Source organism: Terrimonas ferruginea DSM 30193, from assembly GCF_000425585.1.
GTDB lineage: Bacteria > Bacteroidota > Bacteroidia > Chitinophagales > Chitinophagaceae > Terrimonas > Terrimonas ferruginea.
In genome coordinates this window covers 247701-261796 of record NZ_KE384401.1, presented here as the reverse complement: position 1 = coordinate 261796, position 14096 = coordinate 247701, and the positions used below count along the sequence as shown (strand labels likewise).

The window sequence follows — 14096 nt, the reverse complement described above, 5'->3', positions numbered from 1 at the left end:
ACAGCCATCACCATTAACGTTTTTGAATTTTGATTTTTTACTTTTGACTTATGACTAACTACTCCGATTTCTTCGCCGCCAACAAAACCGGCTGGAATAAACGTACGGCCGTTCACAAAGACTCTGCTTTCTATGACCTGGAAGGTTTTCGCGCGGGCAAGCCCGCGCTCAATTCGATCGAACTCGATGAAGTAGGCGATGTAACGGGCAAATCTTTATTACACCTGCAATGTCATTTCGGAATGGATACGCTCGACTGGGCACGCCGCGGCGCCAAAGTAACCGGACTCGATTTCTCGGAGAATGCCATTGCCATAGCCAATAACCTGGCGGCCGAACTTTCACCCGACGCGCGTTTCGTGTGCGCCAATGTGTACGATCTCGATCAGCATATCACCGAATCATTTGATATCGTGTTTTGTTCCTATGGTGTCGTCGGCTGGTTGCCCGATCTGAAAAGATGGGCACAACTGGTGGCCGCGAAAGTCAAACCCGGCGGCTTTTTCTATCTCGCCGAATTTCATCCCGTGGTTTGGATGTTCGACGACAATTTTGAGAAGATCATTTACGCATACGAAGACCAGGGCGTTATTGAAACGGAATTGTCAGGTACCTATGCTGACCGCGAGGCACCAATCAGCGGAAAGGAATATGGGTGGAATCACAGTCTCAGCGAAGTGATTAACGCCCTGATCGAAGCCGGGTTGGAATTGACCTCGTTGAATGAATGGATGTACTCACCTCATCCCTGCTTCAATAAAGTAGTGGAAGTAGACAAGGGGAAATGGCAGATCGAAGGGCTGGAAGGAAAAATTCCGCTGGTATATAGTATTAAAGCGGGCAAGCCTGTTAACGGATAACCACGGCGAACGGGTACACCGGCGATGCTTTTTGCGTCAGTTGGTATTCCAGTTGCCTGCGCATAAACTCCGTTTCCTCTGCGGTAATTCCCGGATGAAGAGACACGCCTACTTCCAGGCAGGTGGAGAATCCTTCGCGGGGCGAAGTTCCCGCACGCGACACTCTTTTGACCGTTACCTGTTTCAGTTTGTCGCCCAATAGTTGAAAACACAGCAGCCGCACATCTTCGGCGCTCACGATCTGTTCACCGGAGGCGATGCCGCGTTTTAATAAATATTGTCTTTCTTTTTCATTCAACGCTGCTCTGGCACCCACTGCATTGGTCAATGTAACGGCCGACGAGGGAACAAGCCCCGGCTGGTTGGCACCGGCGAAACGCGTTCCGGCTTTTATCGTCTGTATATCTTCCGGTTTGTTGATGGTCCAGTATTCTGCCGTTACGATTTCTTCGGGTTGTCTGGGCTTCAGCAAAAGATAATGCAGGGTTTCTTTGTTGTCTTTCGCCAGTTGCATGCGGTCTTCCAGCCTGATCAGGATACGGCTGATCTCTTTGAGACGGGTCAGCACAAATTCATTGCTCATGCGGCTGAAGTAAGCACTCTCATCGCGGATGGTTTCTATAAGACCTGTAATAAGCCCACGCAGTTCGCTCGAACTCATTTTTCCCACACCACCGGTCCGCACGATCGCTTCACCTTCTTCGGTATCGGTAGCGAGTGCAGAAGGACGTAGTTTATACGATTGTCCACCCGGACCATACACGGAGCTGATGTCGAAGAATTCTCCTTCCACCGGTAGCGGAATAATATTCAAACGACTGTCGGCCCGCAATTGAACCGAATGAAATTTTCTGTTGATCGCGGGAAACGCGTTTACACCACATACCAGGCGATCCAGCACATGCTGCTCCATTGGCCGGCCAAAACGGATCCGGAGAAAATGCATTTTTCCCAATTCCATTTTCTGCAGCAGATCGGCAGGCAAGGCAGTTGCCCATTCCGCGGGCACCTGACCGGATTCGTTCAATGTAACATCTTCGGCGATGTGCAGAAACTGCCGCTGATAAATACCCGCAACCTTCCGGCAAATCTTGCGCGAATAATTATTGCCTTCTTCACCCAGACTGTCGGCGAGGCCTATTTCAAATTGTTCAGCGCCGGCATACCCTTGTTGCAATGCAACAGGCTGACCATTCAGCCAGCCACTGATCGTACGCAAACCATCATAAAACAAACCCGCATGTGAATGTCCGCGCAGATCGAAGAACAATTGCAGGCCATTTAGTGATTGCACGCCGCTATCCGCTTTTAATGCGATCCAGCATTCATTGACTAACCGGTTGTTGTTAACCGCGGGCTCGCTGTAAAATTTTTCGCGTTGTCCGTTGGCCCCGATCTTCGACAACTCACTTCCGCACCAGAGGTATTCGGCCGATACATTGAACAGTCGAAAACTGCCGGTGGGCGTAAAAGCGATATCGGTAGTATAAGGTTTGCCGCCCGTCGGATGAATCGTTTGCACGAGTGACAGCGAAGTGGCAGCCGTTATTTCCAATGCAGATTCGGAAGGAGTAGCCTGAATAACAGCGGAAGCCGGCTGTACGCTCATGACGGAATCGGGCAGCAATACTTCAGACAACCGTTCCAGCAAACGGTACTGGGTGGCGTTGATTTGTTGGTTGGTGCGTTCGAGTTCGGAGGCGCTGGCGTCCAGCAGGAGCATGATCAGCGGATCGAAGTTGGTTTCGATGTCACTTTCTGCCATACCCCACAGGCGGGCGGCAGTTTTGACCATCCGGTCTTTTATTTGTTCTTTGTTATATGCCTGAATCATTAATAAGTCAAAATTCAAAAGTAAAAAATCAAAAAGGTGAATGGCTGCCTTAGGTGCCCGAAGTTTGGCCGGCCCTTCGAGAACCTCAGGGACCTTCTTCGGAAGGCCGATACTTCGGCCTCGGGGACTGCAGTTATTGGGCTCACGTCCGGCTTCATTTACATATTTGCACATTTTCACATTCTATCCCCTCTCAGTCAAACGCCATCGGGCCGATAAAAAATCCTGTCTGAAACTGAAAGGGTTCATTGCTCCTCGCTATGTTGCCGCTGATGCGGATTTCGATACGTCTTCTCAACTGCGGATTTTGTCCTGCACCGAGAGTGGCCTGTTTCACATTTACCTCTACAACGGCATTGATCAACCGCTTTTCATATAAAGTAATCTGTTGTTGAAGGCTGTCGATGATCAATTCGCGGCGGCCGTCGTTGGATAAATGAATATCGTAATCATTTTCCCAGAAGCGCGACCCATATCTGTCGTCGAGCTTGTTTTCGTCGGTGGCGGTAGTAATAAGTAAGTGCAGGTTGCGCGCAATGGAATCCCGGATCGTACAGACCGGCATTTTCTTTTTTTCAAAGAAACCACTGAACCGAAGCGGCAATTTCAGATAGTCCTGCATTACACCTTGTTTATTTAATCCCAGTCATAATCGACCTTGATCGACAGGAGGCATTTATTTTCTTTGTCGGGATCCGGTACTTGTTTAACCGAGCGGATCTTCGCTTTTATTTTTTTCAGTAATCCGCGGCGGACCTGTAATGATTTAACCAATTCAGTGAATGTGGTGAACTTACCATTGGCAATCACCTGCGATTGTGCGCCGTTGCAAAGGATCTGGTCAAATCCGTTTGCATCCAGTTTTTTATCGATCACTTCATTGAGCATCATCTTGAGCGCTTCGTCGCCCACGCGGATATATTTTTTGCCTCCGGGAGATGGCGGCGCTGGTTTCGGATCCGGTGAGGGACCCGGCGTTGGCGGCGGATTGTCTTTTCCGGAAGACATATCGGGTTGTGGTTTTTTCGGAACAGGCGGTGTTGGCAATTCCGGCAGCTCAAACTTTGATACGTCTGTTTTTGCCGTTACCGAGCCTGGCTGTAACACGGTTATTGTTTTGCGGAATATTTTATTCGAATCACCGTCTAACTGCAGCACCAGGGTATAATCTCCTGTTGTGTTAAATGTAAAGGCAGCAGCGCTATCCGTCTTGCGGCCCATCGATGCATCTTCTTCAATATACCATACATAAGCCTTCCCGGATTTAGCAGAACTGAACACTTCGGGCGTGCCGGCATACAAGGTGGTATTGCCATTGATCGGGTTGGCAGTTTCGCCGGTTGTTTCTACGGCCATCTTGCGGATCTGCACGCGCATGGACTCGCGGCATTTTCCATTTACTTCAACCGTTACCAGGAATGTACCCTCGGATGCAAACTTATGTTCTGCCGTGGGCCCCATGGCACCTGGCGTCTGATCACCGAAGTTCCAGTTGATCTCCGATGCATGCGTCATCGAAGCGGTGAACTTTACATTTTCATTGATATAAAAAACATTCGTGGTGCTATGGGGCACCGTTCCTTTCGCAGAAAGATTTACGCCGGTGCACCGTACGTGCGTAGCTACTTTGAATGCCAGCAGCAATAAAGCCGCCAGCAGGGTGCCGCCCATCGCAAACCACACTCGTTTGTCGAGGCCGAGGAAACTTCTGCTATAGAATGAATAGGATGCCATTTTAATTAAAAATTCAAAAGTGTTACCCTGAGTTTATCGAAGGGTCAAAATTCAATCCCGAAGTCTCGGGAGTGAATGGTGAATGGTGAATAGTGAATGGTCAATAGTGAATGGCTGTTTCATTTACACATTTGCATATTTTCACATTTACACATTCCATTGCCTCACTTCGCGCCGCAACACTGCTGATAATACATATTCAGCTCGCGGTAGCGGCTTTCGTAATCCGTCAGCTTTTTTTCGAGATCAACTTTGGTTCTTTCGTATTCGGCGAGTACGCCGGTTTTGTCGCCTGCCCGTATGGCCTTTTTATCATTCTTGGCATCGGTGAGCGCCAATACCACCTGCGTATACAGTTGCTTGGCCGAAGTACTGTCCTCAGACAATATCTTTTTCATCTCCACAATCTTATCGGCGATTTCCTTATCCACCACATCCGTATTAGGTCCGGCACTGTTGACCGTATCGATGAGCAGCTTGGTTTGTTTTACCAGGTCGGTGAAGCGCGTGTTGAAATCACGCTCCTTTTGCACTGCATTCAGTTGGCCCTGAAGCTGGTCATTTTCCCGGAAGGGAACCTGTAAGCCGAAAAACAAGGCCAGCACGACAACAGTGGTTGTTACGACATATAGTAACAGAAACCGGATAAAGGCTTTTTTTCTTTCTGCGTTATTCTGAGGTTTCATGGTCATTTGATTGGGAATGTTTTATCCGAAAAATCTTCTTTTTGTTTTAACAGGTGTTGTGTCCACAGCGGTTTGTTTGATTTCTTCTTTTACGAATATGCCGCTCTCTTTGCGCTTACCGATGAATTCAAGATTGCTCAGGGTCTCAAACAGTCTCGATATCACACGCGCAAACCGGATTACCGGTGCAATGCTGTCATTGATATTGTTGTGATCGTAAGGAAGATTGGCCACGGAGGTAAGCAATGTTTCGAGTTCTCCCTGGTTCAGTTCACACCATTCGCTCAGGTAGTTCATCAATTCATCTTTACCCGAACCGATACGCAGATCAATGGTATTCTTCATCACGCGTGCCAGCGACGATATCGTTACAAACAACCCGGCGGGTGATTCGTAAAGTATGGTTCTGCGCATTTCGGTGAGCGACTGTCCGAGCTGCAACATGATGCGGTCGCAAAGAAAAAGCGCGAGTTCAGACAAATCATTTTGCTGACTCTTGCGGAAGATCTTCTGAACGATTTGCGAACAACGCAATTCCAATCCGCCAAGAAACTGGTCCAGTTCGCTGTGCAGTTGCAGCAAATCGGCATGTGCATGCAGGCTCATACAGGGCGGAATATATTCTTCATCGACTGTGATGCCATGCGCTTCTGCCTGTACGCGTCCGATGGTCAATGCGAAAGGATTGCCGGCAAACTGGCGGTAACGTGCTTCATCCGCAAGTTCTATCTGATACAAAGGCTGGGTAAACGGATAACGGGGGGGCGTTTCTTCCGGATCGGCATCACCTGCGGGCTGGCGGTCAAATGGATTGACAACAAGCACTAGGTAAAACAAGGTGCGTGTTTGTGGCGACAAAGTGAACGTAGCAGAAAGTGTATCGCTCGTGCGCGAAGGAATTTCAATATAAATGCCGCCGCGTGTAAGCGCTCTGCATTGCAGCACCGTTGCTTTGAGTGTGTGCTGGTTGTCGGCGGTCAGTGACACCTGGAATGAATCGGTTGCCGCATCGTCCGCCAGCACGCCATAGCGAAGCGGCGAAAGGTTGCCCTGGACTGACTGGTACAGCAAATCCGCTGCGGCCTTGTCCTGCGCTATAAAATGATCCTTGTTTATTTTCATTCCGTCAACCCAGTTGACGGGGAAATAATGCAGCCTGCTCATGGTGTATAAAATTTACAGTTACTGATCTGCGGCCATCGTTAAACCGCGGCTCTTTCGCAGATGATCACTGTGTTTTCTTTGATTTTGTTGTTGTCGACTGTCTGGAACGGATCGAGTATCCGCGAAAAAGTATACCACTTTGGTTTTGTGCGGAAATACCACGCATGCGTTTGATCCTGTTCTTCGCGGTTGTAATGGAACTCAATCGGTGTTTCGCTCTGCACTTCGTTGTAATCATTGATGAAATGATAGAACAGCTCTCCGAGTACCATTTCTGCCGGGGCCTTTGCCCGGAAGTAAGTCATTTCCCTGTCCGTTCCTTTTTTGGTGAGTTCGAAACCGATCACATATAAGCGTTCATTCTCTTTCTCATCCGGTAATTCAATTTCCTCCGTGGGATAATTCCATACCGTATAAACAGGCAAGGGAATAGCATAGACGGCTTTGAATGTATGATAAACCAGCAACGGTACGAAGAAGAAAAGCAAACTCATCAGCAGCGGATAATAAAGAAAATCTTTATCCCGCAGGAAATATTGCAGCGCAGCAAATGCGGCCACGCTGAAGGCAACAATGGACAAGGCAAATAAAAATTCTGCCGCCAGTTGTTTGTTGCGCGACTCACGGGGATGGTTGAAATAACGGCGATGCGTGAGCCAGACATGCACGATACCGAATAAGAGGTAAAGTGCGGCGAGTATCCAGAAAAGCTGAAAAAGATTAGTGGCTATATAAGATGCCAGGAATGCTACCCCTGACGAAACCACGGACGTCACCAATCCATACCAAAACGGGCGCTTGCCCTGGTTGGCAACGGCACTGACCATTTGCTTGACCATCGCAAATAAAGCGATAGCTCCGGCAAGGAAGGGGGCGAAATAAAGTATAAAAGTCTTTAGAGCCATACAGTTCCATTCATATTATATATAAAATCCATACCCCATGATATAGGTCTGTTCTTCTTCTTTCTTTGCTTCCGACCGGACAAGTTCCGTTTTCCATTCCACATCGAGCGGAATGAATATTTCCGCAAAGCGGGTAAGAAAACGTCCGAACGGTTCTTCCGGCGTGAATTGCATCAATTCGGACGGGGACACATTTTCAATCAGCGCCGTCCAGCAAACCGCGGTTTCTGCAAACCGGCTGCCCGTAATGGTATCGATGCCCAGCAGGCAATCTGCTCCCGGACGAAAAGCTGCTGCTTCTGCCTGTTGGCCGGACGGATGTGAAACCCGGATGGTAACCGGCCGGTCGAGTAAAAGCGCCAGCGCATGGGCGGTGACCTCCGGTTTTCCTTTGATGCGGCGTTGCAGCGGCATCAGCCGGATCATCATTTCAGCGGCAGCTTTGGGCAAATCCGCAGCAATATCCCAGAAACCAAAGAACGCGGGCGACACTTCACCGTTGAGCGTGCTGAACAAAAGTGCACGTTCTTCGGACTCCGCCATCACGGCATAGCGGAATATTTCCTGCTCCACGGGTTGAAAGAACCGGCGGGCGGCTTTTTCTTCCTCCCGGTAGCGGCGGTGCTCGCTTACCATGTCCTGCAGCGCCGACGTACGGCCCGATCCGAGCGACTGATGAAACAAGCCTTCCGGCAATTTATCATAGAGGCCGTCGCGGTTAAGCTGAAGATTTATGCCATTATTAAGTTGATCAACCTGGTTTATATCGTTGCGGTAATTGCGGCGGAAAGCTCCGGTGTGTTCTACGGTAATATCGTCAAAAAAGCCACCATTGTCCAGCAGGGCTGCACAAAAAGCTTCAGCACGCAGGGAAGCGTACTGCGAAGGTTTATATGTTCCCGTGCCGGGTTTCATGGTTAATAGCGCGGAAATCGAAGGAAAACAAATTTACACAATTCAACAACTAAAAATAACACTCAATTGCGTGATTTCTAAGTCCGTGAATTATTGGTTACTTTATTTATTGAAAAAAACCTGTAAGTACCACAATCGTGTTATTGTTGTCTGACCGCAGGTTCATTAACTTTGACTCAACCATTTTAAAACCAAAAAACCTACAATCATGAGCTTCAAGGCGAAACTCACCGTAGCCGGCAAGGACTACGTTGTACTTAATTGTCAGTATTCTCTCCACCAGGAAGTCGATTCCACCGGCCGCCCTTCCTCCATCACCCGCGGCGGTAAAATATCAGTTACGGTTGAAAGCAACAGCGGCACCGAATTGTTTGAATGGATGTGTAACAATTTCGAACGCAAGGACGGCACTATTACTTTTTTCAAAAGAGACAGCGATGCCCGCATGAAAGAGCTTAACTTCAAAGAGGGTTATGTGGTAAATTTTGAAGAACGTTTTGCGGCCGACAACGATCAGCCGATGATCATCACGTTTGGCATTTCCGCAAAAGAAATCAGCATGGGCAATGGCACCCATAAAAATGAGTGGGTGTAGTAAGGTATAAGGCTGAAGGCGTAGGGCTTAGTTAATAAGTAATAGGTTATAAGATTTAAGTAATACTTTTCGCCTCTGCGTGGAAAAGAAAATCACTTTCACGTAAAGCAACGTTATAGCCAAAGCTCAAACGCCTGACAACCCCTTATTCACGATTGACGATTCACTCCCGAGACTTCGGGATCACCATTGACGCAACCTTTAATCAGTAACATATGGCCGAAGTAACAGAGTTGGCCGAAGTGGCTATCCAGGTGCAGGATGAGCAGGACCCCGTCCTGTTCTCCGCACTTACCATCAATCAGCGCCTGGCCGACACGCATTCCTTTTCCTTTATCTGGCGTGTGGAAAAAGAAGAAGTCAGCATTTCCGATCATGTAGACTTCTACAAAAAACACCTCGGTAAGGAAATCTCTTTTTCCGTTAACGACAACATGGTTTTCAAAGGGATCATTCAACTGATCACCTGCTGCAACCAGTTTGCACACAACGTAGAATACCAGGTTACCGGAAAAGGATTGTTCATGCGGCTCGACGAAGTGCCACAGTGCCGGTCTTTTATCAAAAAAACGATCAAGGATATTTTCAACGACCTGAAAGGCGACCTCGCGGCAAAACTGAACCCCGCTTATACGGAACAGTTGTTTTATACCGTACAGTATAACCAGACAACGTTTGCGTTTCTCAGCATGCTGGCCGCCCGGCACGGCGAATGGCTGTATTACGACGGAGAACAACTGGTGCTCGGCCCTCCGGATAAAACGCCTTACGAATTAAAACTCGAAGAAGGACAGGTGTATGATTTTGCCCTGAGCGCACGCATCCAGCAATCGCCCAGCAAGATCGCCGGTTTCGATACGTACAAAGGCGAGCATATAGCGTCCACAAAAGAAGCCGATAAACCCGGCGGCAGCGGCATGATCGCAGCAGCAGTCGATGCATCGAAACAATATTATGGCAGCAGTTACGAAAGCGCCCACTTCACGCATGCCGTTAAAAAAGAACTGCTCGAATCGGCAAGTGTGCTGAGCCAGCAGTCGGGCGCTTCTTCTTCCATTTATATAAGTGGGCGTACTTATCTCAGCGGTCTGAAACTCGGCGGTACCATCCGCGTGATCGACGAAAAAGGCAATAATGCCGGTGATTATATTATTACCGAGTTACAACACAATTGCGACAATTCCGTGAGTTACCAGAACCATTTTGTGGCCGTACCCGCAGAATCAGCCGTTCCCCCTTACACTAACCCGCATCTTTTTCCCGTAAGCAAACCACAACCCGCATTGGTGACCGATAATGAAGACAAAGACGGACTGGCGCGCATCAAAGTAAGAATGGCCTGGCAGAAAGAAGGCGACTCCACTCCCTGGCTCAATGTGGTGGTACCACACGCCGGCAATGGCAAGGGTTTCCGCTTCCTCCCGGAAGTGGACGATGAAGTGCTGGTGAATTTTATCGACAACAATGCAGAACGTCCCTTCGTCATGGGTGCCGTTTATACGGAGAAAAATAAATCCGGTGTGCCCGAAGGCGGCAACGACGTAAAGTTTATCGGCACCCGCAGCGGACGACGGATCATTTTCGATGATAAAAATAAAATGGTGCTGATCGTCGACAACGTTTTTGAAAAAGACGAGTTCAATTTCGAACAGACAAAAGACCCGCACAACGATATCGCATTGGCGGGCGGCGGCGACTCAAAACCCTACCTGTCATTGTCATCCAACCAGGATGAAGACAACTGGTCGTACCTGCAACTGACGCATGGCGAACAGATCAAAATGTCGCTGTTCAGCGGTGGTGAAAATATCGCCAGCATTGAATTGGCAAAAGATGGCAAAAAGATCACCATTCAGTCAAAAGGAACGATCAACCTCGAGGCAGACGGTGATCTTAATATGACTGCACAGAATATAAAAATGACGGCCAGAGAAAATATTGAAATGACTGCACAGAAAAACGGATCGCTGACGTTCAGCAAGGATCTTTCTGTTTCATCCGGTGCAGCAACATCAGTGACCGCAGGTTCCGGGTTGGACGTTGCAGCAGGTGGCAGCGCCAACGTTACCGCCGGTCAAAACCTGAAACTCACAGCCGGTGCGCAGGGCAGTCTCGAAGCAGGTGCCATCACCGAAATAAAAGGCGGATTGGTTAAAATAAATTAATTTCAGGATGCGCTACTGCTGCTTTGATCCGGCCATTAATAACGAGTACACACTGCTGCAATTGCAGCAGGCCTACCCCGTACATCGCTTCTTATTGGAAGGAACAAAAGATGAGAAATTGTGGGACGCCGCACCTTGGTTGTTTGTCATAAACGACAACCCGTTTCAACGTCTTCAGCAGCAGCCGCTGATCTCATTGGATCATTGCCTGTTTCTCGAGTCGCCGGACCCACCCGAATTGCTGGCCGCTCACCTGCAGGCATTCATTTACAAAACCATCGACGGCAAAGAACATTTTTTCCGGATATGGGATGCCCGGGTAATGAACCGCTACCTGAACAACGCCTCAGGCGAAGAACTTTTCCGCCTTTTTGGCGATAGCCTGACCAGTATCTGTACTGCCGGCGATGATGCCACTTCGTTTACCTGCCGGACGCTTAATAAACAGCACCGCACGGTAAACAAAACAATTACCGCCGCCGAATTATTTAACGGGCAACCGGACCAGCATCCTGAACAGCCCGCAACAGAACCGCCACCGCAGGAAGAGCAAACAGAAGCAACAAAAACGCCGCGCCGCAGGTTTTTCCTGGATTAAGTGCGGTCATATAATAAAATTGTAAAATGAGTAAGCCCGCAGCACGAGTCGGTGATCTTCATGTCTGTCCAATGGTGGATGGCGTAAAGCCACATGTGGGTGGCCCCGTAATGCCATTGGGCGCCATTAGTACCGTGCTTATCGAAGGAGTACCCGCTGCAGTGATGGGAACGGTATGCCAATGTGCTGGCCCTCCCGATACGATCATGATGGGCAGCTCGGGGGTTTATATTGGCGGCCAGCCGGCAGCGCGCATGGGAGACATGACCGCACACGGAGGCACTATCACTAAAGGCGCTGCCACCGTACTCATCGGCGAAAGTGGCAGCGGGTCCGGCGGAGCGAACGGAGCAGGAGGAAATGGTACGGGCAAAAACACCGGTGCGGGACAGGCAACCGACATCAGCAACAGCGATGCACTGAAAAATGCCGCTAAAAACGGCGACGACACCGCCGAAAGAACTGATAAAAAAGATTTTACGGCCCAGTTTTCGCTGGTAGACGAAGCCGGAAAGGCGAAAGCCGGACAGAAATACGAGATAAGAACCAGTGACGGACAAGTACATTCCGGCAAGACCGACAGCTCCGGCAAGACTGAGCAACTTTCCGGGTATACTGTTGCCGATTGCAGCACCACCTTTTTTAATGAATAAGCAAGCCGCTGGCTATGGCAGGAAACGAAAAAAATACCTCCCAGGACTTCCAGGATATTCACCTGCGACAACTGCTGGTGATCGTGCGCTATAAACCCGGCAATGCCGCCGGAATGGGCGGCGCCGAAAGTATGCTTGGCGGCGTAGCCGGAGCCGCCTCCGCAGCCTCTTCCGCCGTTGACAGCGTTACCTCCTACGTGCCCGGCTTCATCAAAGAAGAAAAAGGAGCGGAAAAAAAATCCGATAAAGATTACACCTACTACAAAGAATACGGAAAAGGCTGGGACAAAATCCTCGACGCCATGGACAAAGACATGGCGCTGATGAACGAAGAAAACAAAGTGCTCATCTACGACTATGAAGACGACAGCACCGCCGACAAGCGCAAGAGCGAAGGACAAAAACTTTACAATAAGATAAACTCCGAAATCGCCGGATGGAGCGGTTATAGTTCCGCTTTTCATTTTGTAGGCCTCGGACAAGGAGGCAACATTGCCAACGAAGCCGCATCCTTATTAAAAGATGCCGACGATCTTAAAAAAGGAAAATGGACCGTCAGGTCACTCATCTATATCGGCACACCTTTGTACCGCGATATTCATACTGTCGATCCCGCTGTGGCGGATGGCGCCAAACGCGTCAACTACGGCAGCCGTTATGATCTTACGCAGCAGGCCGTTCAATATTTTGAACCGGCCGATAAACTCCGCAAATACATCGAAACCAGCAATGCCGATTTGTTCTCTTATTTCACCGGCAACATTATGCTCCACCTCATCAAAGCGCTCGCCTTTGTACTGGGAGATCACAAAATGGGCACCGGTGAGGACAATAAAAAAGTATTGGACGCATTCGACAGCGCTAAGAATGAGATTACTTCGATGATCGAAGAAATGCTCGGCCTCGTTAAAAAACTGATCGACGAAGCACCGGGAATGATCAGCCTCGACGATATCCCCGAGTTTGCCAATGTGGTAAAAGGTTATGACGCCGTACCCGGTAAAGCAGCCGACCGCATCAGCCGTTTTGTAAAGGAGGATTTGAAAAAAATGAAAGACGGATTCGGCATCAGTACCGACAAACTCCCCATCGAAAAGTTTTTCAATTGCATCGTTCCCGTTTTCAATGCACTTACCGATTCGCTGAATGTGTTCCAGCCAAAAACACCGGCAGCCGAAGCTTTGTCCAAACAGGTGTTGGAAAAAGCCGGCGTTACCAAAGTATATGCACCCGCCGGTGTGGCCGTACAACCATTGGATGTAGATGAAGATTATATAAAAATCCTTCAGCAGAAAGCCGCCGAGAAAAAACCGGAACAGGCCGCCGTGCTGGTCGGTGATGCGCACAAACAAATTCAATCCGGTACAAAAAAACAACAGCAGGATATCGGTCAGCTCGATGCCGAATCGAAAGCCGCACTTGCCGGCGCCATCGGTGCCATGACATTGCCGATGCTGCCCACGAAAAAAGCGCTGTACGCCAAGCTGCTGAGTTATCTGCCCTTGTCCGGCGCCAATAAATTTCTGGAAACACTCACCGGTGAAAAAGCCGCCGGTCCGCTCAAATCGCTTATGAGCAATGTGCGCGCAGGTTTTGATTTCGACAAAACGGATGACCCCGATCCCGAAAAAATCGGATTGGGCACAGCTATCACAAGATTTGACGGAGCCTTTTCAAGAGTAAAAGGATACCTCGATAGCAAACAGTTTCCTATCGACGATTCATTGAACAGTTTATATTTTATTTATAACAGTCATAACCTGGTGCTGAAACAAATGCACCCCACCGTAAGACAACTGATCGATCAGCAGACCGGCCTGGATATTTTTATGCAGGGGCGCGGCTATGAATTTGACGTTGCCAACAACAACTGGGTGCGCAAAACAGCACAGGAAAAAGAAAATGTAAAAGCTGTACAACCTATAGAAGAAAAAGAACCAGCCGCTGCATAAGCACCGGATAAGATGAACTATACAATCAATTAAAC

The 14096-nt window shown here is 48.9% G+C and carries 13 protein-coding genes; 6 read left to right on the top strand and 7 right to left on the bottom strand.

Annotation, left to right across the window (positions count from 1 at the left end; genetic code table 11):
• Positions 1 to 50 precede the first annotated feature (50 nt).
• Positions 51 to 860 (top strand): class I SAM-dependent methyltransferase, encoded by an 810-nt coding sequence (locus tag H608_RS0119020; protein WP_028789073.1) that lies wholly within the window; start codon positions 51 to 53, stop codon positions 858 to 860.
• On the opposite strand, the gene H608_RS0119015 is transcribed toward H608_RS0119020, so the two are convergent.
• From H608_RS0119015 to H608_RS0118985, 7 genes are all read right to left on the bottom strand, one after another.
• Positions 850 to 2694 (bottom strand): type VI secretion system baseplate subunit TssF, encoded by a 1845-nt coding sequence (locus tag H608_RS0119015; RefSeq protein WP_028789072.1) that lies wholly within the window; start codon positions 2692 to 2694, stop codon positions 850 to 852. The genes H608_RS0119020 and H608_RS0119015 overlap by 11 nt on opposite strands.
• A gap of 193 nt (positions 2695 to 2887) precedes the next feature.
• On the bottom strand, positions 2888 to 3316 hold the full coding sequence (locus H608_RS0119010; protein WP_028789071.1) for a GPW/gp25 family protein: 429 nt from the start codon (positions 3314 to 3316) through the stop codon (positions 2888 to 2890).
• A 14-nt stretch (positions 3317 to 3330) separates the two neighbouring features.
• Complete coding sequence (locus H608_RS0119005; protein ID WP_028789070.1) at positions 3331 to 4428, bottom strand: PKD domain-containing protein; 1098 nt, start codon at positions 4426 to 4428, stop codon at positions 3331 to 3333.
• A gap of 164 nt (positions 4429 to 4592) precedes the next feature.
• Complete coding sequence (gene tssO, locus H608_RS0119000) at positions 4593 to 5114, bottom strand: type VI secretion system TssO (RefSeq protein ID WP_155990259.1); 522 nt, start codon at positions 5112 to 5114, stop codon at positions 4593 to 4595.
• 21 nt (positions 5115 to 5135) lie between these two features.
• Positions 5136 to 6278 carry a type VI secretion system baseplate subunit TssK gene (gene tssK / locus H608_RS0118995; RefSeq protein WP_028789068.1) on the bottom strand — a complete coding sequence of 381 codons (1143 nt, stop codon included), beginning with the start codon at positions 6276 to 6278 and terminating at the stop codon, positions 5136 to 5138.
• A 38-nt stretch (positions 6279 to 6316) separates the two neighbouring features.
• Positions 6317 to 7183 (bottom strand): TssN family type VI secretion system protein, encoded by an 867-nt coding sequence (locus tag H608_RS23900; protein WP_155990258.1) that lies wholly within the window; start codon positions 7181 to 7183, stop codon positions 6317 to 6319.
• 15 nt (positions 7184 to 7198) lie between these two features.
• Positions 7199 to 8098 (bottom strand): hypothetical protein, encoded by a 900-nt coding sequence (locus tag H608_RS0118985; protein WP_028789067.1) that lies wholly within the window; start codon positions 8096 to 8098, stop codon positions 7199 to 7201.
• Between the two features lie 208 nt (positions 8099 to 8306).
• Here H608_RS0118985 and tssD point away from each other — a divergent pair, with 208 nt between their 5' ends.
• The 5 genes from tssD to H608_RS0118960 all read left to right on the top strand — a co-directional run bounded on the left by tssD (position 8307) and on the right by H608_RS0118960 (position 14061).
• Positions 8307 to 8693: a type VI secretion system tube protein TssD gene (gene tssD / locus H608_RS0118980; protein WP_028789066.1), complete on the top strand. Its 387-nt coding sequence runs from the start codon at positions 8307 to 8309 to the stop codon at positions 8691 to 8693.
• A 215-nt stretch (positions 8694 to 8908) separates the two neighbouring features.
• Positions 8909 to 10858: a type VI secretion system Vgr family protein gene (locus tag H608_RS0118975; protein WP_028789065.1), complete on the top strand. Its 1950-nt coding sequence runs from the start codon at positions 8909 to 8911 to the stop codon at positions 10856 to 10858.
• 7 nt (positions 10859 to 10865) lie between these two features.
• Positions 10866 to 11456, top strand: coding sequence for a DUF4123 domain-containing protein (locus H608_RS0118970; protein WP_028789064.1), 591 nt, complete (start codon positions 10866 to 10868; stop codon positions 11454 to 11456).
• Positions 11457 to 11482: 26 nt separating this feature from the next.
• The gene (locus H608_RS24195; RefSeq protein ID WP_081658955.1) at positions 11483 to 12109 is read left to right on the top strand and encodes a PAAR domain-containing protein; all 627 of its coding nucleotides are present in this window, start codon (positions 11483 to 11485) and stop codon (positions 12107 to 12109) included.
• Between the two features lie 14 nt (positions 12110 to 12123).
• The gene (locus tag H608_RS0118960; RefSeq protein WP_028789063.1) at positions 12124 to 14061 is read left to right on the top strand and encodes a hypothetical protein; all 1938 of its coding nucleotides are present in this window, start codon (positions 12124 to 12126) and stop codon (positions 14059 to 14061) included.
• Positions 14062 to 14096 lie beyond the last annotated feature (35 nt).